The 22,757-nt window shown below is 53.1% G+C and carries 21 protein-coding genes, 2 tRNA genes and 1 pseudogene; 19 read left to right on the top strand and 5 right to left on the bottom strand.

Annotated features, from left to right (window positions below; translation table 11 throughout):
- Positions 1-267 precede the first annotated feature (267 nt).
- The 3 genes from K8V32_RS12520 to K8V32_RS12510 all read left to right on the top strand — a co-directional run bounded on the left by K8V32_RS12520 (position 268) and on the right by K8V32_RS12510 (position 3,855).
- A complete protein-coding gene (locus K8V32_RS12520; RefSeq protein ID WP_303908006.1) occupies positions 268-1,074 on the top strand; it encodes a CPBP family intramembrane glutamic endopeptidase in 807 nt (268 codons plus the stop codon).
- A 224-nt stretch (positions 1,075-1,298) separates the two neighbouring features.
- The gene (gene dusB, locus K8V32_RS12515; protein WP_303908025.1) at positions 1,299-2,447 is read left to right on the top strand and encodes a tRNA dihydrouridine synthase DusB; all 1,149 of its coding nucleotides are present in this window, start codon (positions 1,299-1,301) and stop codon (positions 2,445-2,447) included.
- Between the two features lie 10 nt (positions 2,448-2,457).
- On the top strand, positions 2,458-3,855 hold the full coding sequence (locus tag K8V32_RS12510) for a deoxyguanosinetriphosphate triphosphohydrolase (protein WP_303908003.1): 1,398 nt from the start codon (positions 2,458-2,460) through the stop codon (positions 3,853-3,855).
- 1 nt (position 3,856) lies between these two features.
- On the opposite strand, the gene K8V32_RS12505 is transcribed toward K8V32_RS12510, so the two are convergent.
- The 3 genes from K8V32_RS12505 to K8V32_RS12495 all read right to left on the bottom strand — a co-directional run bounded on the left by K8V32_RS12505 (position 3,857) and on the right by K8V32_RS12495 (position 6,191).
- Positions 3,857-4,645, bottom strand: a complete 789-nt coding sequence (locus tag K8V32_RS12505) for an NAD-dependent deacylase (RefSeq protein WP_303908000.1) — start codon at positions 4,643-4,645, stop codon at positions 3,857-3,859.
- Entirely contained in the window at positions 4,642-5,442 is an 801-nt protein-coding gene (locus tag K8V32_RS12500; RefSeq protein ID WP_303907997.1) for an SIR2 family NAD-dependent protein deacylase, read from the bottom strand. Before K8V32_RS12500 ends, K8V32_RS12505 begins: the two co-directional genes overlap by 4 nt.
- 152 nt (positions 5,443-5,594) lie before the next feature.
- Positions 5,595-6,191, bottom strand: a complete 597-nt coding sequence (locus K8V32_RS12495; RefSeq protein WP_303907994.1) for a PepSY domain-containing protein — start codon at positions 6,189-6,191, stop codon at positions 5,595-5,597.
- A gap of 238 nt (positions 6,192-6,429) precedes the next feature.
- Between K8V32_RS12495 and dnaG the strand changes: the two genes are divergently transcribed.
- Positions 6,430-8,292 (top strand): DNA primase, encoded by a 1,863-nt coding sequence (gene dnaG, locus K8V32_RS12490; RefSeq protein ID WP_303907992.1) that lies wholly within the window; start codon positions 6,430-6,432, stop codon positions 8,290-8,292.
- Positions 8,293-8,395: 103 nt separating this feature from the next.
- Here the strand turns inward: dnaG and K8V32_RS12485 are convergent, their stop codons facing one another.
- Positions 8,396-8,701 carry a hypothetical protein gene (locus K8V32_RS12485; protein ID WP_303907989.1) on the bottom strand — a complete coding sequence of 102 codons (306 nt, stop codon included), beginning with the start codon at positions 8,699-8,701 and terminating at the stop codon, positions 8,396-8,398.
- Between the two features lie 204 nt (positions 8,702-8,905).
- Here K8V32_RS12485 and K8V32_RS12480 point away from each other — a divergent pair.
- The 7 genes from K8V32_RS12480 (at position 8,906) to K8V32_RS12450 (ending at position 13,989) form a co-directional block, all read left to right on the top strand.
- Positions 8,906-8,980 (top strand) — tRNA-Asn (locus K8V32_RS12480).
- A 314-nt stretch (positions 8,981-9,294) separates the two neighbouring features.
- Positions 9,295-9,591, top strand: coding sequence for a DUF503 domain-containing protein (locus K8V32_RS12475; protein ID WP_303907986.1), 297 nt, complete (start codon positions 9,295-9,297; stop codon positions 9,589-9,591).
- A 174-nt stretch (positions 9,592-9,765) separates the two neighbouring features.
- Complete coding sequence (locus K8V32_RS12470; protein WP_303907983.1) at positions 9,766-10,653, top strand: phage holin family protein; 888 nt, start codon at positions 9,766-9,768, stop codon at positions 10,651-10,653.
- A gap of 42 nt (positions 10,654-10,695) precedes the next feature.
- A complete protein-coding gene (locus K8V32_RS12465) occupies positions 10,696-11,361 on the top strand; it encodes a CDP-alcohol phosphatidyltransferase family protein (protein WP_303907980.1) in 666 nt (221 codons plus the stop codon).
- Between the two features lie 128 nt (positions 11,362-11,489).
- Positions 11,490-12,707, top strand: a complete 1,218-nt coding sequence (locus tag K8V32_RS12460; protein WP_303907978.1) for a glycosyltransferase — start codon at positions 11,490-11,492, stop codon at positions 12,705-12,707.
- Between the two features lie 66 nt (positions 12,708-12,773).
- A tRNA-Ile gene (locus K8V32_RS12455) sits at positions 12,774-12,847 on the top strand.
- Positions 12,848-12,870: 23 nt separating this feature from the next.
- Entirely contained in the window at positions 12,871-13,989 is a 1,119-nt protein-coding gene (locus K8V32_RS12450; protein ID WP_303907975.1) for a glycosyltransferase, read from the top strand.
- Here the strand turns inward: K8V32_RS12450 and K8V32_RS12445 are convergent.
- Positions 13,986-14,603: a M23 family metallopeptidase gene (locus tag K8V32_RS12445; RefSeq protein ID WP_303907972.1), complete on the bottom strand. Its 618-nt coding sequence runs from the start codon at positions 14,601-14,603 to the stop codon at positions 13,986-13,988. The two genes, K8V32_RS12450 and K8V32_RS12445, sit on opposite strands and share 4 nt — an antisense overlap.
- A gap of 179 nt (positions 14,604-14,782) precedes the next feature.
- Between K8V32_RS12445 and rpsB (K8V32_RS12440) the strand changes: the two are divergent.
- The 8 genes and pseudogenes from rpsB (K8V32_RS12440) to K8V32_RS12405 form a co-directional block, all read left to right on the top strand.
- Positions 14,783-15,532: pseudogene (rpsB, locus tag K8V32_RS12440) on the top strand (30S ribosomal protein S2); the annotation flags it as partial.
- A gap of 744 nt (positions 15,533-16,276) precedes the next feature.
- Positions 16,277-17,155 carry a 30S ribosomal protein S2 gene (rpsB, locus tag K8V32_RS12435; RefSeq protein WP_303907969.1) on the top strand — a complete coding sequence of 293 codons (879 nt, stop codon included), beginning with the start codon at positions 16,277-16,279 and terminating at the stop codon, positions 17,153-17,155.
- Positions 17,156-17,227: 72 nt separating this feature from the next.
- Complete coding sequence (gene tsf, locus K8V32_RS12430) at positions 17,228-18,064, top strand: translation elongation factor Ts (protein WP_303907966.1); 837 nt, start codon at positions 17,228-17,230, stop codon at positions 18,062-18,064.
- A 160-nt stretch (positions 18,065-18,224) separates the two neighbouring features.
- Entirely contained in the window at positions 18,225-18,983 is a 759-nt protein-coding gene (pyrH, locus tag K8V32_RS12425) for a UMP kinase (protein WP_303908022.1), read from the top strand.
- 93 nt (positions 18,984-19,076) lie between these two features.
- The gene (gene frr / locus K8V32_RS12420; protein ID WP_303908018.1) at positions 19,077-19,604 is read left to right on the top strand and encodes a ribosome recycling factor; all 528 of its coding nucleotides are present in this window, start codon (positions 19,077-19,079) and stop codon (positions 19,602-19,604) included.
- A 21-nt stretch (positions 19,605-19,625) separates the two neighbouring features.
- Positions 19,626-20,813 carry a phosphatidate cytidylyltransferase gene (locus K8V32_RS12415; RefSeq protein WP_303907963.1) on the top strand — a complete coding sequence of 396 codons (1,188 nt, stop codon included), beginning with the start codon at positions 19,626-19,628 and terminating at the stop codon, positions 20,811-20,813.
- Between the two features lie 20 nt (positions 20,814-20,833).
- The gene (locus K8V32_RS12410) at positions 20,834-21,397 is read left to right on the top strand and encodes a DivIVA domain-containing protein (protein ID WP_303907960.1); all 564 of its coding nucleotides are present in this window, start codon (positions 20,834-20,836) and stop codon (positions 21,395-21,397) included.
- A 7-nt stretch (positions 21,398-21,404) separates the two neighbouring features.
- Positions 21,405-22,739: a M50 family metallopeptidase gene (locus K8V32_RS12405; RefSeq protein ID WP_303907957.1), complete on the top strand. Its 1,335-nt coding sequence runs from the start codon at positions 21,405-21,407 to the stop codon at positions 22,737-22,739.
- Positions 22,740-22,757 lie beyond the last annotated feature (18 nt).

Below are 22,757 nucleotides of genomic sequence, written 5' to 3'. Positions count from 1 at the left end.
CACTGAAAGTGATGCACCCGAATCCAAGCCCCATCGAGCCCTTCTTCTTCCGCTGCCACGGTCATGGCCAACTGATCATCAAAAGCCGCTTTGGGATCGACTGTGCGCGTCGCGCGGTCATACCCAAAATGCCCAAAGTTCAAGAATCCAAGTTTTTTCTGCATACTCACCAAAACATTTCAAATCTGAACGATATTCCGGCTGTGATGAGTGTCTCGAGATGCCTTGCGATGTTAGGTTGTGTAGACACGCACGAGGAGTTTCGACATGATCGCTCAACCAGCTCCGCCCAGCACCACCCAAAGTATGCCGATGGCCGGTCGCGCGTGGAGTTTGCTGATGCTGCGTCTCGGCATGGTCCTGGTCATCAGCCTCCTGATATGGGTCATATTGCGCTCTGCGGGAGGTATATCAGCCTTTCCACCCGACACCATCTGGGCCACCCTGGGCCTGTTGCCTGTCAATATTGTCTGTCTCCTACTGGTGGCCAGGTTTTATCGCCATCAAGGACTCAGCCTGCGTGCGGCCATGGGCGTCCAACACGGTCGTATCGTCAAAGACATTGGCTGGGGTTTGTTATGGCTCATTGTGCTCAACGTGCCGTTTGCGCTGGCCGTCTCCGGGACGGTGTGGCTCATGTATGGTACCCAAGCTCCGGAAGCTTTCGGCACGATCTTTGTCAACCCAGCTGCCCAAGCACCTCTCAGTCCCACCTGGCTACTGCTCATCGGCCTGATCGCCGTCATCCCGTTTATCGTGCTCAACGCCCCGGTCGAAGAACTGGTCTTCCGCGGATATGGTCTCAACGGTCTGCAAACCGGCCTAGGACGCGTCGGTGCGATCATGACGACGTCGTTGCTCTTTGGCGCCCAACATATTTTCTTTGCCGCAACCGTCCCGGGCATGCTGGTGTACTTCGTTGCCTTCACCGTCTGGGGCGGTATCGCGGCAATTATCGTGACCAAGCAGGGCCGACTGTTGCCAATCATCATCGCTCACTGGATGATCAACTTTATGCTCTCTGCACCGGCACTAGTACTACCCATCCTCATGCTCGCCGGCGTCGTCACTTAGCCCTGGGTTGACGACGCCGAAAGCCCTTGATTACCTCGACGTGGGATTTCTCCACAGGCACAGGTCTCGACTGGGTGTTTGTGACTGGAATCTGGGATACTTGACGTGTTATGACTACCGTTTCACAAAAGACCGCGACCACAGGCCCCGGCCCAGCATTTTCCACGCGTGATCGAGGCACCGGCGATCAGGGTGCGGCACACCCGCCTGCATCGGCTGCAGCGATGCAGCTGGCGCCACTGCAGATCGGCAACCTGACCATTGACGTGCCGGTCGTGCTGGCACCAATGGCAGGTATTACCAATACGGCGTTTCGCCGGTTGTGCCGCGAGTACGGCGGTGGGCTCTACGTGTCGGAAATGGTTACGGCGCGTGCCTTAGTTGAACGCCACCCCGAGTCCATGCGGATCATCGAACACGACGAGGATGAGGTTCCGCGCTCGGTGCAGCTGTACTCCGTTGATCCGGTGTACACGCGCAAGGCCGTGCGTATGATCGTGGAAGAAGACCGCGCCGATCATATTGACCTGAACTTCGGCTGTCCAGTACCCAAGGTCACCCGCAACGGTGGGGGCTCTGCGCTACCTTGGAAGATTGACCTATTCACCGCCATCGTTGCTGGTGCGGTCACGGAAGCTCAACGGGCCAATATTCCGGTCACCATTAAGATGCGTCGCGGCATTGATGAAGACCACCTGACCTATCTACAGGCCGCTCGTCGTGCAGTCGACGTTGGCGTTTCTGCCATCGCATTGCACGGCCGCACTATGCGCCAGCATTATTCGGGTCAAGCCAACTGGGACTCGATTGCCCGGCTGAAAGACGCCGTCACCGAGGTCCCTGTGCTAGGCAATGGCGATATCTGGTCGGCCGAGGACGCCATGGCCATGATCGAATATACCGGTGTTGACGGGGTCGTCATTGGTCGAGGCTGCCAAGGCCGCCCGTGGCTCTTTGGCGACGTCGAAAATGCTTTTACAGGTTCCGAACAACGCTTCCACCCTAGCCAGAGCATGGTTGCCGATGTGTTGTACCGCCACGCTGAACTGCTCGTCGACACATTCGGCGGTAATGAAGACAAAGCCCTGCGTGACATCCGCAAACACATCTCCTGGTATTTCAAGGGTTACCCGGTCGGTGGAGACATGCGTCGGTCACTGACCGCCGTTGAAACCCTAGCCCAGCTGCGCGAATTGCTCGACACCCTTGACCGCACCGTTCCGTATCCGGGAGCAGATGCCGAAGGCCCACGCGGCCGCGCTGGTGCACCTAAAAAACCACACCTGCCCGAAGGCTGGCTGGACTCTCAGGACATCACCGATGAACATCGGGCACAAATTCACGAAGCCGAACTAGATATTTCAGGGGGATAATCGGATAGGTATGATCGGTCAAGGATCCAACGGGCACACACCCAGAGCCCCGAAAAACACTCAGCAACCGAGTCTCTTCTGGCCACAATATCGGCCACCCTATGCAGGCGAAGCCACGCAAACCCCTGGCTATGACCTCTGGGACATGGAGCGTTGGGTACCGGAGCCACCCAAATCCAGTTATCGATCAGATTTTGAACGCGACCGCGCTCGCATTCTGCACTCGGCCGCACTGCGTCGACTTGCTGCAAAAACCCAAGTTATCTCACCTGGCGACGACGACTTTATCCGCAACCGGTTGACGCATTCCTTAGAAGTCGCCCAAGTCGGCCGCGAATTCGGGCGCTCATTAGGCTGTGACCCCGACCTCGTCGATGCCGCATGCCTTTCACACGATCTTGGTCATCCGCCCTTTGGACACAACGGCGAAACCGCACTTAATGAGGCCGCCGCCGATATCGGCGGTTTTGAGGGTAACGCTCAGACTCTGCGTTTGTTGACCAGGTTAGAACCAAAGAAAATTACCGATACCGGCACATCAGCTGGGCTGAACCTCACTCGTGCAACACTTGATGCCGCCATCAAATACCCGTGGCGTAAACCCGATGCTCCGATAAAATCTCACGGTAAACCCACCGCTAAATTTGGCGTCTATGACGACGACGCCGAAGTTTTCGCTTGGATCCGCAAGGGCATCACCACCCAGCGGTTATCCATGGAAGCCCAAGTCATGGACTTAGCTGACGATGTTTCGTACTGCGTCCACGACGTCGAAGATGGCATCGTGTCAGGTATGTTTCAGCTCGGCTGGCTGGCAAACCCAGAACAGCGTGCTCGTGCGATCGCCACAACCCAACAGTGGTACCTACCCGATACCGACGCCGAAGTAATCGACGCGGCCTTAACCAGGTTGGAGTCCACCACAACATGGGTCGCCAGTGCTGATGGAGCCAGACACGCGCACGCCGCACTCAAAGATATGACCTCTCAGCTCATCGGACGGTTTTCCACTGCAGCCTTTGAAGCAACCCGAGATGCCTACGGCAATGACCCCTTGACCCGGCACAGTGCAGATGTGATCGTGCCCGCGGACACCGCAATAGAGATTGCCACGATGAAGGGCATTGCGGCACACTATGTGTTGTCCTCGGAACATCGTCAACCAATTTATGAGGCTCAGCGCGAAGTATTATTTGAGCTGGTTGAGTTCTTACTGACCACTGAAGACCAATACTTGGAGCCGATGTATGCCAATGACTGGCAAGATGCTGCTAATGACGCCGCTAAGAAACGGGTAGTCATCGATCAGATCGCATCGCTGACCGATAATTCAGCACTGATGTGGCACGGTACCCTGCTTCGTGGCACTGCACATCCAACGCACTTGCCCACTGGTCTACGGAACTGAGCTACACGATCTTTGCAACCAGCAACGGTAGGGCCACCGCTGCGGTCGAAGCGAGATGGACATCAGCGCTGCGGGATAATTCGGTGGGGCTGGGGTTGATTTCGATAAGCATGCAACCGGCGTCGCGGCCGATCAACGGCAACGACGCTGCCGGCTGGACGAGCCCGGAGGAGCCGATCACCACCACTAATTCTGCGGTTCGTAATTGATCGATAGCCTTTTGGAAGGTCTCTTGGGGTAACGCTTCACCAAACCACACCACTGCTGGGCGCAGGACGCCAGTCGCACAATGTTGGCAAGCCACCGGCGTCAAGAGGTTCTCGTCATCAAAGTTTTGCCTGGGCTTGTAGTCTAGAACGCCCGGGGAAAATGCCGCGGCACGATGGCAGTCGATGCACCGAAATGCGCCCAGCGAACCATGTAGGTGCAAGACGTCTGTGGCACCACCGCGTTCGTGCAGGTCATCGACGTTCTGTGTGGCCACAGTGAGTGTTCCGTGGTTTGCTGCCAGGTGTTGTTGCCAGTGACCTATTGCGTTGTGTCCGGCGTTTGGCATGACACTGTTGACTAAATGCCAGCGCCACATATACCAGGTCCATACCAAGGCGGGGTTGGCACGAAAGGCACTTTCTGTGGCTAGCTGTTCTGGTACGAAACGCTCCCACATTCCGGTTTGGGCGTCACGAAATGTCGGGATGCCGGATTCTGCAGACATACCGGCACCGCTTAGCACGGCAACAGAGCGGGCTGTTGCTACAAGGTCTGCAGCCTGTTGGATTGCCTTGGTCACGGATATAACTCCGGGAGAATCGTACCTGCGGTGCCTGGAATATACAGATCGGCGTCCTGGGATAGTGGTGTCATGTTGGGATTGATCTCGATGACCCGGGCTCCTGTTGCAGAGGCTGCAATCGGTAGTGTCGCTGCGGGCTGCACGATATTGGATGTCCCGACCACAATAGCTATATCCGCCGCACGGACGGCTTCCAAGGCGTCATCCATGGCATGTTGGGGCAGCAACTCGCCGAACATAACGATATTGGGGCGGATAAATCCATGGGAGCACACCCCACAAGCTGGTGGCTCCTCCAGAATCAACTGGTCAAGTGCAGGCGTTGCTTGGAGTTGTTCATCCGTGGGATCTTCCAATTGGTAGTCAGAAGGGGCATGGCATTCAAAACATCGAAACGTAAAGGTTGTCCCATGCAAATGGGCCAATACTTCCGAACCGCCACGCTCGTGTAAATCGTCGATATTTTGGGTCACAATGTTCAATGCGCCGCCGCTGTCGACGAGTTCACGTTGCCAACTGCCAAGCATTCTGTGGCCGTCATGTGGTTCAACTGAGCGCATTACGCGAGCTTGATGTAACATCCATGACCACACCAGATCAGGACGGTTATACATGGCTTCTGGAGTGGCTAATTCTTCGGGAGAGTACTTTTCCCACAGACCGGTTTGAGCATCACGAAATGTCGGAACACCGGATTCGGCAGACATACCGGCACCAGTTAGCACGACGATGCGCTGGGCATCTTGAATCATTGCCTGGGCTTCACGGATGGCGACATTTGGAAAATTACTCATGAGTCTACTGTAGGACAGCAGTTCGAGTTCAACCAGCAGCGGTGATAGTCATGGTCCTTGCTACACAAAACGGCGTCTCCGACCGTATTTTTCGTACAGTCAGAAACGCCGTGTGTTAGAGGGCCTATAATGTGTGGCGCTCTTTCGGTTGCTTAAGTGGCCGGAATGTCGAGTTCAATATCGGAACCGTCAGCACCGTCGAGCTCAACTTCCCAGTGCAGCGAACCATCGTCTTCATCGAGATCGATTTGATCCAGCGTGGCGTCAGCGTGCTGGTTGAAAGCCTCGTTCAAGGCATCCGTAACAGTTACAGTTGCGCGCTCAGCTTTGGCGACTTTATCATCTTCACCTTCACGTTCATCAACTGAGATGTTGCCTTCCGCGGTGACGTCCAGTTCGATGACTTCGTTGTCTACAACGACATCGACATCATAAGACGAACCATTGTCGTCACGATCGACCTCGACAATGAAACCGCCGTCATATTCGGCCTCGACAGCATCAATCACGTCGAATACCGCATCGTTACCAGAGGTTTGGGCCTCCTCCGTGGTGTCAGCGGTTTGAGTATCGTCGGTTGTTTCCTCAGGAGTTTGTGCAGCCTGAGTTGTCTGGGTCGGAGCCTCCTGATCAGCAGGAGTTTGTTCTGCTGAATCATCAGCGCTGCAAGCTGAGAACAGCAAGAGTGCTGCTACACCCGTGAAGCCAGCAAAAAGTTTTGTACGGGTTGAGTTGGTATCCTTAAACATAGCTTTATATACCCTTCGTTCTTTTTTCGTTAGTTTTTATTTTTTTCGAAGATGGTTCTGTTGATGTCGAACCACTTATAATTATATACGGTGTAGTACCAAAACACGCCAATGTTTGGCCCACCATGACGCTTTGCCGTAGTGGTCTTTCAGCCCTCAGCAGCGTGCGCTACGTAATTATCCACATTTCGTTCTCTCAAGCATTGGCATATGGCAGCTTCGGCCTAGACTAAGCACCATGGCAGGACGCATTACACGGGAATCGATCGATAAGGTACTGGAAGCAACCGATCTCAAAACTGTTGTTGAAGAACATGTAACGCTACGCTCCGCTGGCATCGGGTCGTATAAAGGCCTCTGTCCCTTTCATGACGAGAGAACCCCGTCGTTTCATGTGACCCCTGCAAAAGGTTTTTATCACTGCTTTGGTTGCCAAGAATCTGGTGACGCCATCAAATTCTTGATGGAACTTGAACACACCTCGTTTACCGAAACCGTTGAGATTTTGGCTGCGCGGGTGAATATCAGTCTGGAATATGAAGAAGGGTCTGCGCCAGAACGTCCCACGTTGGCTACTCGCCAGAGAATGTTGCAAGCACATCAAATAGCCGATGAGTTCTATCAACATGCGCTCACTACACCTGCCGCCGAAGAAGCCCGAACGTTTTTGCATAACAAGGGGTTCACCCAAGAAGATGCGGCACAGTTCGGTGTTGGGTATGCACCTGAGGGATGGAACAACCTACTGTCGCATTTACAACAGCGGGGATTTTCCCTAGACGAACTGAGTGAAACTGGCCTATTTTCCGAAGGCCGACGAGGGCTCTATGACCGATTCCGGAACCGGGTGATGTGGCCCATCAAAGATATGACCGGCAACACGATCGGCTACGGTGCACGACAACTGGACCCAAACGATAAAGGGCCGAAATATCTCAATACGCCTGAAACGAGTCTGTATAAAAAATCGCAGGTTTTATACGGGCTGAACTTTGCCAAAAATGATATCGCCCGGCAACGGCAGTTAGTTGTAGTTGAAGGGTATACCGACGTCATGGCAGCACATCTAGCAGGGATATCTACTGCCGTGGCAACCTGTGGCACTGCCTTTGGTGAAGGACATGTTCGAATAGCCCGCCGTTTGATCACCGACGACGGATCCGGTGGAGAAATCATCTTCACCTTCGACGGCGATGAAGCTGGTCAAAAGGCAGCCATGCGAGCATTTGAATTCGATAACCAAATCGTGGCTAAAACCTTCGTTGCTGTTGCCCCCGAGGGCCAAGACCCTAACGATTTACGACAACATTACGGTGACGAAGCTGTTCGCCGACTCATCGCATCACGTGAACCACTATTTGAGTTCGCAATCAAGACGCGCCTGAAGGAATATAACCTCGATACGGTCGAAGGGCGGACCGGCGCACTGCATTATGCTGCACCGATCGTCAAAGAGATCCGTGATCCAATAATGCGCGATGGCTATGTTCGTGAATTGGCCGGCTGGTTGGGTATGGATGTCGATACCGTGCATCAGGCGGTCCAAAGAGCCTCCAAAGCATCATTCACACGAGCTCAACAGGAAGCGCAAACAGCTGAAGACCCCACAGCCCAGATGGAACTGAATTTCCGACCAGATCTCCGCGACCCCATTGCCAGAATGGAAAAGGAAGCGTTAGAAGTCATTCTCCAGCGACCCGAAACGCTTTCCCAAGAGCAATGGAAAGCCCTCTACACCACACAATTTAAAGTCCCGGTGTATAACGCCATTCAAATAGGCATTCTCGCAGCCGCCCGTAACGCCCAAGACACCTCAAACTGGGTGCAACACGTTACTGCCGAAGTTCCAGAGACACTGTATTCCTTCGTCACTGAACTAGCGGTTGCACCGTTGCCTGCATCCTCGGAAGAAGAAGTGCTGCGTTACTGTCGGGATATCATGAACCGATTGTTAGAGATGCAAATCACCGAGCAAAAAGCAGATCTGATCGGCAGACTTCAACGATTAGACTCGCAGCGGGAGCCAGAAGCGTTTCAAGTCATCCAACAACGTCTAGTGGAGCTGGAAAATCAACGGCGTTTCCTGCGCCCGATTGATTGACTATTATTCGGGGCAGGAAACGCCGTAGCTGAAAACCTACTTATGCCTGAACCACAAGGTGTGAACGGAACAACGAGTCTGTTGTCGGAGGTTTAAGGGTGGTCTAGAGACCCCAAGAGACCGAGGCACCTAGGAAACCGAGGGTTGATGTTGCGCTGTCATCGCCAGCGCCTTCAACATCGCCGCCTTCAGTGTCGGTGTCCTCTGCCGGGGCGTCTTGCATCGGATCTTCTGCAGGGTCTTCCTGCATCGGATCTTCTTGCATGGGATCTTGTTGTTCTACTTCCGGATCGACGGGCTCTTCTTCCTGAGCCGGTTCATCTGCACAAGCAGAAAATAGGGCAAGCGCAGCTATACCTGCGAAACCGGTGTACAGCTTGGAACGTTTAGAAACTTTTTCTTTAAACACGAGGTTTAACTCCTTTGTTCTATGGTTCTTCAGTTGTCAGTGGTTTTCAGCAGATGGTCCTCGCAAGGCCCAACTGGTGTTCGAGTTTAGTGGCTATAGGTTGAAATTTGCACTACAGGGGCACAACAAACCCTGAAAATAGCTAGAGAATCCACTGATTAGACATCTTCGAAAAAGGTCTGATATAGTACTTATTTGTTGCCTTCCCCCATAGCTCAACGGCAGAGCACTCGACTGTTAATCGAGGGGTTACTGGTTCGAATCCAGTTGGGGGAGCCAGATAGCCTCGTCCAGTCGGACGAGGCTTTTTCATTTTCTGACTTGAAAATGTAGAGAAAAATGACTTGCCCATCGGTCTCATGGGCGCCGTTTGACGGAGTGCTACAAATGCGAATTGTATCTCTTTTACTTGCGTTTGCTCACAGCTAAATCCCGGTACATTGTATTGTTGATCACTCCGTGCTCTGTACGGTTAAACGCTCGGTTTTCAAAACTTTAGCTACACTCATTTTTCGGCCCTGACAGTCGATGGAAGAGGGGGCTACCCCTCTTCTTAGTTGCCGAAACATCATTGCGTACGCCAAGCTATATCCATGTGGATAGGTTGGAGTGAGTTTGATATCTTGCTTGGCGACGTCCGGTCATTGAAAGCTAAACGTTCTGTCGTACGGCCTCTTGTTGCCGAGGTAAGGAAACGCTTTTTGATCTCTGTTGCCGAGGTTGGTGATGCTGCGCTTTACCGACGAACTCGACTGGGTGTATCGATGGTGAGCGGGGATCGTAGCCAAATCGAAGAGACACTCACTAGGGTTGAAGAAATGCTCTCAAGGCGACCCGAGATTGAACTGTTGTCCTCCAAAGTGCGATTTGTGCAATCGTCGGACTTCTGAGGTTTCTTGTTTGATCAAGAATGCCGCTATCGGAGATTCAAAGGTTGCTCCTGGGTTATCAAAGCATCAGGCTAATAAACTAGAGCACATATCAAGATCATGATCTCCCGGTTTATACTGGTCAGAGATAACATCAAAGATTTGACCGCGTTACACATATGAAGGTAGTGACTAATGACCACCAACGGCGCACCTCGGGTGACGACCAAGACTCGGATGAGTTCGCTGCTTGATCTGCTTGCGACCATGTTCCGGTTGGTTCCTAAGCAGTTAAGCGACAATCTGACATTGCTGAGCGGACAGCTCAAATCAAAGGGGATTCGCGGTGGCATTGGCGTAGGGGTGGCCGTGTCAGGTCTCCTCTTTGGAACGATAACGTTTATCTCACTGGTAGTCGCCCTTATTGGTGCATTCATGTCTGAAGCTCCGCTGTGGCAGACAGCACTGTGGGTAGCCCTCGGTGCGTTCGTAGTCATGTTGATTCTGCTGGTGATCGGCCTCTTGGTTATCCGGTCGACATTCCCATTGGTTTCTCCAGACCTCGTGAGAGGTATCAAGCATGACATTGGTTATGTCCTCAAAGGCAACGCTTTCGATCCAGTTGAATTCGACCGACTAGAAGCAGAACGCCGCCAACAGAAGCTCGTTGAGAAGCAGCGGCGCAAAGAACTGGCAAAACGGGCACAGCAAGAGCAAAAGAAGGCCGTTCGTCGGGGGGAAGCGGCAGATTCATTGCCACAATCTGAGCCAACTGATGCCCAACTTCGTCATCGAATGGAATTGCGTCGTCGTCACCTTGGTGATCTTCGATCAGGAGTCGACGAGAAGACTGATCTTCGGGCCCAGTTGAATACTTTTACCCGACACGCCAGTGGTAAGGTTCCGCAGGAACAAGTCGAACACGCTACCTCTCCATTAGCTCCCCATCATTCGGCCGCTCGGGCAGGTGAAAAAGTTAATGATGGCGTTGAATTCGTCAAAGATCGTTGGCAACCGCTAACTGTGCTCGGCGCATCTGTTACGACTGCAGCTGTATTGTTGCGAAAGCTTCGTCGTCGCTAGTCGGTGCTACAACTCAACTTCACACCACAATCTGAGGATGCTATGAACCGGTCGCAAGACCCCACCTCTGACAGTCATCGTGAAGCCACGGTGACTGACGACTGGTTCACTATCCCAAATCTGATCACAATGGTCAGATTCATATTAGTTCCGGTATTTGTCTGGTTTATGTTCGACAGCGTCTACTGGCATGCGCTCCTCACCCTGGTTGTATTGTTCTCCACTGACTGGATTGATGGTTTCTTGGCCAGGAAGCTCAACCAAGTCTCCACAGTGGGTCAGTGGCTCGACCCACTGGCTGATCGACTGTCGCTTTGGGTTGTCGTTATCACTGTGGTGCTCTCGGGTATAGCACCGCTGTGGCTTGTGTTTACTCTTGTGGTGCCTGACCTCGTTCTAGCTGGCATCATGGCGTTACTTTATACTGGTAACCCACAGATGAAAGTGACCTTGTTAGGCAAAGCACGAACGGCTGCGTTGATGGTTGGCGTGCCGTTGCTGCTCTTCGCAGAGACTCCTTTTGTGGAGGATCCCCAGCTGCTACACACGATTGCTATCGGTGTGTTGGCAATTGGAGCTGCCGGGCACATCGTTGCTTCCGTGGATTATGTAACCAGGGGTGTGAATAATGCCATCGAGATGCGCCGACGTGACCTTAGTCCGCGAAGCAAAGCTGATCGAGAAACGTTTCTTGAATCACACTCATGAAGTTTATGAAATGGCAACGATTAAAGGAATTGTTCGTGAAGTCATGTGATTGTGTGAAAAACAAGTAATTGTGACTTGGCCTTGGCTTAGGATCATCTCGAAGAAACCCAATAGGAGCCGTACCCTAAGTGCCTTCCGACCAGAACACCCCGTTCCGAGTGCTGATTGCCGCTGACACTTACCCTCCGCACGTAAACGGTGCAGCCAAATCGTGTTTCCGGCTAGCGACCGAACTTACCCACAAGGGCTATGATGTTCACATCGTGGCACCCCAGCACACTAATGGCCCTGACGCCGTCGAAGTGCAACCAGAGGCCACTATTCACCGGATCAAATCTCTGCAAGCCCCAACGCATGAGTATTACCGCCTCGTTATGCCTTGGCATGCTAGACGTGCGATTGATCGACTCATTGCGCAACTGGAACCGGACGTCATACATGCTCAATGCCATTACATGATTGGCGAAGCGGCCATAAACTCGGCCGAAGCTCGACGCATCCGATTGATCTGTACTAATCACTTCATGCCCGAAAACTTGGATCCCTTCATCCCGGGGCCACAGTTCTTCAAGAACTTCGTCTCGAGCCGTTCCTGGTATGACATGGGACGCTTGATGTCGAAAGCCAATATCGTAACAACACCGACCCCCTTGTCCGCTGAAAACATGAGTCGGAAAGCACAACTGGACTACGTCGTGCCCGTATCCAATGGGATTGATGTAGCGAAGTATGAACGCCAGGACAATGAACACGTTGAACCGCATGCGTATCCTACGGCGCTATTCGTTGGCAGATTGGCGGTGGAAAAGAACGTTGATGTGTTGTTAAAGGCCTTGACATTCACAGACCCTGAACTAAATGTTCATGCTGAAATCATTGGAGATGGAGAGCAACGAGACTACCTTAGAAATTTGGCTGCAGACCTTGGTGTTGATGACAGGGTCATTTTCCGAGGGCTAGTGTCTGATGAGCAATTGCGAGAGGCATATCTTCGGGCTGATGTTTTTACGCAACCGTGTACAGCTGAGTTACAGTCGCTGGCTTCCTTAGAAGCGATGAGCGCTTCGACACCGGTTGTGCTAGCCGATGCGCTGGCCTTGCCGCATCTGGTGGCAGAAGGAGTCAATGGGTATCTGTTCGAACCTTATAATCCGCAGGATATGGCTGAGAAAATGAACCGCGTGCTTGGCGCCTCGAACGAAGAACAACTTGCCATGGGACACGCTTCACATGCGTTTGCTGCCCAACATGGCCACGAAAAGATTATTGATGTTGTGGAACGGATGTATCATGGTGCAACATCAGAGGAAGTCGCAGTGCTGCTTTCTTTGCCCGAGCTGCGCTAGACTAGTTGATTGTGTCACCGTGAGCAACGAGTCTGGGCTCGAAATAGTATGTTTGCAGGTGAACAAGGGGCGTTAGCTCAGTTGGTTAGAGCAGAGGACTCATAATCCTTTGGTCACCGGTTCAAGTCCGGTACGCCCTACTTATTTTCCGGTTGGAGTGGTAGTGCGGTTCTTTATGGATGGTCGATACATTCGAACCGACTACCACGACGGAATTTCACGATTCAGTCACTCACTCATCCACGCGGTCGCACAACAGCTGCGCCCCACTGTCATCATTCATGACCCGAAACAACGTGAGCTGCTACCGGAATCCGTGGACGTCGTAACACTGCATAAACCTACATCGTTGATCGAGCCGATTGCTGCATACAAGCTCAACGCATTCGAACCAGACGTTGTATTCTCACCAATGCAGACCATCGGTTCGGCAGGCAGAAAATTCGGTCTGATTCTGACCTTGCACGACCTGATTTATTATCAGCATCGGACTCCACCCAGAGACTTGCCACAGATCGTGCGGGGATTATGGTACCTGTACCACAGCTCTTATGCCCCGCAACGACTCCTCCTAAATGGTGCTGACGCAGTTGCTACCGTATCTCGCACATCCCAACGCCTGATTCGAAAACACCGTCTCACAAGAAAACCGGTCCATGTGATCTCCAACGCCCCGCAGCCCGTGGCGACAGCGCGTGACCCCAGAGGCCTGCGAAGCAAAAGTCTGGTCTATATGGGGTCTTTCATGGAATATAAAAATGTAGAGCCGTTGGTACAAAGCTTGTGCTATCTACCGGAATACCAACTCCATCTGTGCTCACCGATTTCACCGCAGCGGCAAACGGAACTCATTGAGGTAATCACACGGCACGGCGGGGCTGAGTCCCAGTTGAATTTTCATAATGGGATTTCAGACCATGACTATCGGGATATCTTGAGACAGTCCACGGCATTGGTCACTGTTTCGAGATCGGAAGGATATGGGCTCCCGGTGGCTGAAGCAATGGCGGAGGGCACCCCTGTGGTGTTATCCAACCTGGAAATCTTCCAAGAGATTGGGGGAGCGGACCATCCTGGCGCAGTATTCGTGGATCTTGCCGACTCTGATCTGCCACGTCAGATAGCTGATCGTGTACTACTGCTTGAAGATGACGAGCGATTTGCTGCAGCCAGCGTGGCAGCCGCACAGCAAGCCCAAGAGTTTTGTTGGCACGATTCAGCTGCCGCGCTGCTGAATTTGGCGGAAGATATTTATCGACGTCGGGCGCTTGGCTCACATTAAGACACCGGATCAGAATGCACCGGCCACAATATAGAGGGTTCAGTCCATCCCAGCAAAAATCCTGGATCGATATATAGGTCACGTACGCTAGATCCGATATGCCACCCATCGGGAACCCGTACGCCCCAATGCACACAAAGCACTTCGCAATGGCTTGCGTCCGCAGTGATCATCCCAATGGGATCGCCTGGTGCTACCACCGCACCAACCTCTAGGTCGGACTCTACGGGTTCAAAAGACGACAACAAGCCGTTTGGATGCCGAATCGTGACTACCCCTCGGTCAACGACCTGACCAATGAATGTGACTTCTCCCGCTGCCGGGGCTATCACTTCGGCAGTTGATGCTCGGATATCGATGCCCCGGTGAGCAGCAGACCATGGCATCTGCGGTGCTACAAAAGGTCTGAGTAGATCTCCTGGTCGCGCGCTGGCCACGGGTGGTCGCCAATCCGTGATGTCGTTTGATGGTCTGACACCGACGTCGGCAGCGTGTGCCTGTGGAATGGGGTTCCAGAACAACGCGAATAACATGGCATGGACGAATAAGATAAATACAGATGTTCGTGGTGGGGGAGTCGGCGGCGTTGAAGCAACCTCAGATACTTTCTTCATAGCACGAGCATCTCGCATCGTCCTGCTTGACGGAGCGTGCAGAGCTCAACTGTGGAAAACTCAACCTGAGCTGGAAACCGGTGGACAGAGTAAGCTGAAGGATGGATGCAAAACCAAAAATCCGGCAACCTACCGTGTGATGTCTCGACAGGTGACCAGGAGGAAGTGAAGGAGCAGATATGGCTGTTGTAACAATGCGTGAATTATTGGAATCTGGAGCACACTTTGGCCACCAGACCAGTCGGTGGAACCCGAAGATGAAGCGCTACATTTTGACCGAGCGCAATGGGATCTACATCATTGACCTGCAACAGTCCTTGTCGTTGATCGACCAGGCCTACGAATTCGTGAAACAAACGGTCGCCCACGGTGGAAACATTCTGTTCGTTGGGACGAAAAGACAAGCACAAGCAGCAATCGCGGAACAAGCTTTGCGCGTTGGGATGCCATATGTCAACCATCGATGGCTCGGTGGTATGCTCACCAACTTCGCTACGGTATCCAAGCGAGTAGACCGTATGAAAGAGCTTGAAGAAATCGACTATGACGACGTCGCTAGTTCAGGACGAACCAAAAAAGAACTGTTGCTTCTGGAGCGTGAACTCACGAAACTGCAATCGAGTCTCGGCGGTATTCGTAACATGGCCCGCACGCCGTCGGCTATCTGGGTGGTTGATACCGAAAAAGAGCATCTTGCCGTTGACGAGGCCAAAAAGCTAGGTATCCCGGTAATAGCGATCCTTGACACCAACGCGAATCCGGAAGACGTCACGTACCCGATCCCAGGAAATGATGACTCGATGCGATCGGTGGCCGTCTTAACCAGGGTGATCGCTGATGCCGTGGCTGAAGGCCTGCTGGCACGAAACAGCGGCGGCGGTGACAGCGCAGAAGAACCGATGGCCGAGTGGGAACGCGAGCTCTTGGAATCGGACGTTTCCAAGGACAGCCCAGGATCAACACAAACCAGCAACAGCAACCTGGCTACGATCTATCAGATCCTCTCGACCGTCCAGGAAGCCTACCAAGGCGGCATCATGATTGAAATTGAAGCAGAAGATGATGCCTTCGAAGTCGAGATCGTTCATGAAGGCAAACTCCATGAACTCGATGTGGCACACGACGGGGTAGTCAAAGTCAAAGATGTCAAAGAAGATGATGACGACATCCAACACGCTCCACAGGTCACCGTCTCACTGACCGAAGGACTCGCACAAGCAGTCGCGAAGTATCCGAACGCTACGGTGGAGTCAATCGAACTCGAAAACAAAGATGGCAGTTTATTTTGGGAAATTGAACTCAAAGATGACCAAGGCAGCGTCGTCGAATTCGATTTACCGGCTACCAAGACCGCCGGCTAGTCATGGTTACGTGTTGAGGATTCTTGACCCGTCCTATGATGTGTAAAGCGTCACATTGCGCGAATAATGTAGTGCACAATAGGGTATGCTTGACAGAGCAATTGTGTGCCTACTTGCTGTGGGTGCGTAATTGACTACGCGCGTGAGTGTGCGACCGCGAGTCGCAGTGGCACCTTTCGGTCCGGACAAATCTGGTCAACGGTGTTCCCGAGGCATTCGTGCTCACGCTAGGAAGCTGAGAAAGTCAGCTGTATACATCAACCGAAAACTATTTGGCTATTTTACATGCGAAATAGCCCTAAAGGAGCGACCATGTCAGTCGTAACTATGCGTGAAATGCTGGACTCTGGCGTCCACTTCGGCCACCAAACTCGTCGTTGGAACCCGAAGATGAAGCGCTTCATCTTCACCGAACGCAACGGCATCTACATCATCGATCTGCAACAGTCGCTGTCGTTCATCGACCGCGCCTATGAGTTCGTCAAAGAAACCGTGGCTCACGGTGGCAACATCCTCTTCGTTGGTACCAAGAAACAGGCCCAGGAAGCAATCGCTGAACAGGCCACCCGTGTTGGGATGCCATATGTCAACCACCGTTGGCTGGGCGGCATGCTCACCAACTTCGCAACCGTATCCAAGCGCGTTGAGCGTATGAAAGAACTCGAAGAAATTGACTTCGAGGACGTTGCTGGCTCCGGCCGCACGAAAAAAGAACTTCTGCTGCTGGAACGCGAACTGCAGAAACTGCAGGCTAACCTCGGCGGTATCCGCAACATGACCCGCACTCCATCAGCAGTCTGGATCATTGACACCAAAAAAGAACACCTGGCTATCGATGAAGCTAACAAACTGGGCATTCCAGTAGTTGCGATCCTTGACACCAATGCTGATCCAGATGAAGTTACCTATCCAATTCCAGGTAACGACGACGCTATTCGCTCCGTTGCCCTGCTCACCCGCGTTATCGCTGATGCTGTTGCTGACGGCCTGATGGCTCGCAATGAAGGCAAAGGCGAAACCGGTGCAGCAGCCGAACCAATGGCTGAATGGGAACGCGAACTCCTGGAAGCTGGCCAGACCGAGGGCGCAGACAAGACTGCTGCTCCGGCTGACGAAGCAACTGTTGAAGCTGCAGAACAGGTTGAAGCCACACCACAGGGTGAACAGCCTGCTGCTACCGAACAAAACTAGTCCACAACCACGTTTCGTTTTAGATTCGCGGGTGAACCCCGCAACGAACTTCCAAGGAATGGGATATCTGTAATGGCCAATTACACAGTCAAAGACATCCAGGCGCTGCGCGAACGTACTGGCGCGGGCATGATGGACGTAAAAAAGGCCCTCGACGAAGCTGAAGGCGACGCCGACAAAGCACTAGAGATCATTCGTGTCAAAGGACTCCAGGGAGCTTCCAAACGTGAAGGCCGCGCGGCTGCTGAAGGTCTTATCGCCGCAACCGTCAAAGATGGCGTTGGTGTCATGATCGAGATCAACTCCGAAACTGACTTCGTTGCAAAATCCGATAAATTTATTGAACTGGGTAACACTGTTCTGGAAGTTGCTGCAACTTCTGGTGCTGACAACCTCGAAGCCCTCCTGGCAGCTGACTATAACGGCAACCCACTGGGCGACTTCGTCAAAGAAGAAGGCGCACTGCTGGGCGAAAAGGTTGAAGTTCGCCGTATCGCACGTCTTGAAGGTGCCTATGTGGACCCATACCTCCACAAAACCTCCGCGGACTTGCCAGCTCAGGTTGGCGTATTGGTAGCAGTAGACGCCGCCAGTGACGCAGCTAAGACTGCAGCTCATGATGTTGCAGTCCACATTGCTGCTATGAGCCCAACCTACTTGAGCCGCGATGAGGTCCCAGAAGATATCGTTGCAAATGAGCGTCGTATCGCTGAGGAAACCGCACGCGCTGAGGGTAAACCAGAACGCGCAATGCAGAACATTATTGAAGGTCGCCTCACCGGTTACTTCAAAGAGGTTGCGCTGCTGGATCAGCCGTTCGCCAAAGACACCAAGACCACCGTTGGTAAGGTGCTGGAAGAAGCCGACACCAAAGCACTAGCCTTTGCTCGCTTCCGTGTTGGCGCCTAACAGTTTTTCCGACACAATAGTGTTTGGAAATGTCTAGGTAACACCAACATCGTTTCAACCTAAATAAGGGGGTGATCACCACAATTGGTGATCACCCCTTCTTTATGCCCAACGACCCAACTGCACATACAGGAGTCTTACCGTGTCAGACACTCCCGCCATCAACGTTCCTGGCGGCCTTCAAGATGGTCCGCGTAACTCACAACTTGATGAAGTATCACGTCGTCGCGTCCTGCTGAAACTCTCAGGAGAGGTGTTCGGCGGCGGTTCGATAGGTGTTGACCCCGATACAGTCCGCTCTGTGGCCGAACAAATTGCAGCAGCCGCCGGACGAGTGGAAATCGCGATCGTCGTGGGCGGTGGCAACTTCTTCCGTGGTGCGGAACTCTCACACAACGGCATGGACCGTCGTCGCGCAGACTACATGGGCATGCTTGGTACCGTCATGAATGCTCTGGCACTACAAGACTTCCTGACACAGGCCGGGGTAGATACCCGAGTGCAATCTGCCATCAACATGCACCAGGTTGCTGAACCCTACATTCCTCAACGTGCAATCCGACACATGCAAAAAGATCGTGTGGTTATTTTCGGGGCAGGGACCGGACTGCCGTATTTCTCGACGGATACCGTGGCAGCACAGCGTGCACTGGAAATTCGCGCGGATCAGGTGTTGATGGCCAAGTCCGGGGTCGATGGCGTTTATACAGCCGATCCGAATGTCGACGCTGATGCCAAAAAATTTGATCATCTCACGTATGATGAAGCGATTGTCAAAAACATCCGCGTCATGGACCTGACTGCCATGACAATGTGTAAAGATAACAACTTAGATATGTTGGTATTTGGTATGGAAGGCGACGGCAATGTCACGCGCGCATTGCTAGGTGAATCAATCGGGACTGTGGTGACACCATGAGGTGACTAGTCGTTACCTGATTTAGACTGAGTGCCTATCCATAAATGAATTGAAGGAGACCCCGTGACCGCATCTGCATTATCAGACGCCAAGATGGCGATGGAACGCACCCTTGAAGCGACCAAAGAAGATTTCGCAGCCGTCCGCACTGGACGCGCAAATCCAGGACTCTATGCAAAAGTTCTGGTCGACTATTACGGTAACCCAACCCCGCTCCAACAGCTCGCTTCATTTGCTGTTCAAGATGCGCGCACTATCCTGATCTCACCTTTTGATGTCAGTGCACTGCGTGAAATTGAAATTGCACTTTCGTCGTCGGAAGTTGGTGCGAATCCTTCCAATGATGGCAAGGTCATTCGTGTCGTTATGCCGGAACTGACCCAAGAACGCCGTCAAGAGTATGTAAAACTCATCAAGTCCAAGGCTGAGGATCATCGCGTTTCGATCCGCAACACGCGTCGCTCGGCTAAAGAGATCATCGACAAAATGGTAGATGATGGTGACATCGGAGAAGACGACGGCCGTCGAGCTGAAAAAGACCTCGATGAGCTGACTCGTAGCTACGTCGATCAAATCGACGAAATGGCGAAGAACAAAGAAGAAGAACTGCTGGAGGTATAGGCTTTTTCAGCCTTCGCTTGCATGTCCATACCAGACCCAAAATCTGAAAAGCAGCCACCGATCATTACACAGCTGGAGGGATTTCCCGATCCAGTTCGTGATCCTGACACCGGGATGATCGTGCCGCAGACCCGGCGAGAACGCCGGGCACTGGAGGCTGCCCAAGCATCGTATCTTGCCAAGAAAGCAGCCCGGCAGGAAGCCGTACTTGACGAAACCGAAGCCATCGAAGCGATGGGCGATGATTTCGGCTCCGATGATTTGGATTTTGGGTCTGACCCATCCACAGATGTTGACCCTGAAGAATCAACCGTCCTGACGGTCAAACAAATCGAGACAGCAGAAGTGCCACCATCAGCGCCGCTGCCAGCCCATAGCGCAACGCCGAAAGAATCGCGTGCTGGACGGGATCTGCCCGCAGCTATCGGAGTTGGGCTCGTGCTCCTAGGCATCGCCGCGGTAGGGATTGTCTGGTTCCCCATTCTTCTGGCGATTTTTATTGCAGTCCTGGTGCCCCTGGGCATTTGGGAACTCGCACAAGTAGCAAAGACCGGAAATATCCACCTTGCATTAACTCCCGGCTGGGTCGCTGGACTGGGCATCCCGGCAGCCGCCTGGTTTGGGGGAGTCGATGCGATGGTCTTTGCGCTATTCGGCAGCATGCTGCTGACAGTCTTCTGGACCGCCGTCGGAGAACCTGATAGACCTGCAGCCTCGATGGCCACAACTTTACTGGCCATCCTATGGTTGCCATTTTTCCTATCCTTCGGTATCACGCTGCTGCAAGAAACCGAAGGCAGTGTATTGTTGTTGACCACCGTGTTAGCAACTGTCGCCAGCGACACCTTCGGGTATCTCATCGGCGCAACTCTGGGGAGGCACCGTATGGCACCCAAAGTGTCGCCCAAGAAGTCCTGGGAAGGATTTTTTGGTTCACTCTCCGGAGCCGTTGTCATCTCGGTGCTGCTGACGCATTTCTTCTTGGACTATGACTGGTGGGTGGGCATCATTATCGGTACAGTCATCATGTTGGCGGCAACCGCAGGTGACTTTGCTGCATCCATGGTAAAACGAGACTTTGGTGTCAAAGATATGGGCACCACACTGCCCGGCCACGGAGGCGTCATGGACCGCCTTGATTCCGTAGCTTTTGCCATCCCCGTTGGATACACCCTGTTCGTGGTAGCGCTGCCACTGATCCTGGGCTAGCGTCAGTCAAAGGAAATTACGTGTCTGCTAAGACTCAAAATACTTCACCCTTCGAAGCCGTGCCGAAACGCAAATTTGGTTATCACACCAAACAAGTCGATGAATTTATCAGCGACGCGCGCCAAGCATACGAATCCGACTCCGGAATCACCGCAGATATCGTCCAAAGTAAAACCTTCGACCTTGTTCGCGGTGGTTACCGACCTGATCAGGTCGACCAGGTCCTGGAACGGTTAGAAGATGCCCTCCGACGTGCTGAACGAGACGAATTTATTGCTGACCACGGGCAGCAAGCATGGGATATGAAGCTCATCGAACTGTTAGAAGAGCTTATGGGGAGGCTCCAACGTCCACACGGTGAAAAATTCCGTCGGGCCGAACCAAATATCCAAGGTTACGACATGACTGAAGTTGACGATTGCATGGCTCGAATCACGAGTCACCTGCAAGACGAAGAACACATCCGGTTGACCGATGTACGTAATGCAACGTTCAGCGCCCAAAAGGGTCACCGAGCCTACGACGAAGCACAAGTCGACGCGTTTTTACTAGCCGTCGTCGAACTACTTGTCGTGCTCGACTAGGACGTTTATGACCCTACTTCTTGCTATCGTCGGCATCCTGATCATGGTTGTCGGTATTGCAGTATCAATTGCTCTGCACGAAATCGGCCACCTGGTTCCCGCAAAACTCTTCAACGTCCGGGTAACCCAATACATGATCGGCTTCGGCAAAACTCTGTGGTCGACGACCAGAGGGGAAACCGAGTACGGTATCAAGGCGATCCCACTGGGTGGCTACGTATCAATGATCGGTATGTTACCGCCCAATAAGCCAGGCGAAACACCGTCCAAGGCGCGTAACCAATACTTCCAAACCATGGCTCGCCAGGCTCGTGAGGATGCCGCAGCTGAACTTACCGTAGAAGATACCGGTCGTACCTTTATCTCGCTGCCGGTATGGAAGCGCATGATCATTATGCTCGGCGGCCCGTTCATGAATCTGCTCATTGCCGTGATTATCACAGCGATTCTGGTCACCTCGGTCGGGGTCGCGACCCCCACAACCAAAGTGCATGAAGTTTTTGAATGCATGACCGAAACCACTGGCGCCGATGCCTTCGATACCGAATGCGGACCAAACGACGCCGCCACGCCAGCATGGCAAGCAGGGCTGCGACCCGGCGATGAGGTGACCCACTTCAACAACCGGCCGGTGGAGGACTGGGATGAATTATCCGCCGCCATCCGTCAACGGGCCAACACCGAAACAGCCATCACCTATCAACGTGACGGTCAGGTCATTGAACAAACCATCACCCCGGTCTTGACCCAACGCCCCGTGCTGGATCGATTCGATCGTCCCGTGACTGATGCGGCAGGCAACATTGAAACTCAACAGGTGGGCTTCATTGGTATGTCGTCATTGGTCGAAAATCAACAACAGCCACCCACCGCAGCGTTCTCGTTGGTCGGTGATCAGATTGCCGGCACATTTTCGGTGATAACTGTTTTGCCCGTCAAGCTCTGGGACACCGCTAAAGTCCTCGTCACCGACGGGGAACGTGACCCCACCGGGCCCGTTTCTGTCGTGGGAGTGGGCCGCATCGCCGGTGAAGCCGCTGCACAACAGGACATTCCCATCACCGATCGTGCAGCCATGTTGTTATCCCTGCTTGCCGGGCTGAATGTCGCACTGATGGTCTTCAATCTCATCCCGTTGCTGCCTTTGGACGGCGGACACGTCGCCGGGGCCCTGTGGGAATCGATCCGCCGCGGCTGGGCCAAGATCCGGGGTAAACCAGATCCCGGGCCATTCGACATCGCAAAGATGTTCCCGCTAACCGTTGTCGTCTTCGGCCTATTATTAACTATGGGCATCTTGCTGATCATCGCAGATATCATCAAACCCGTAACGCTGTTTTAACTGAAAGGGTGGCCGTGC

The sequence above is a fragment of the Enteractinococcus helveticum genome (assembly GCF_020742345.1).
Classification (GTDB): domain Bacteria; phylum Actinomycetota; class Actinomycetes; order Actinomycetales; family Micrococcaceae; genus Yaniella; species Yaniella helvetica_A.
Note: the sequence above shows the minus strand (reverse complement) of the source record. Positions and strands in the feature narration are given on the sequence as shown.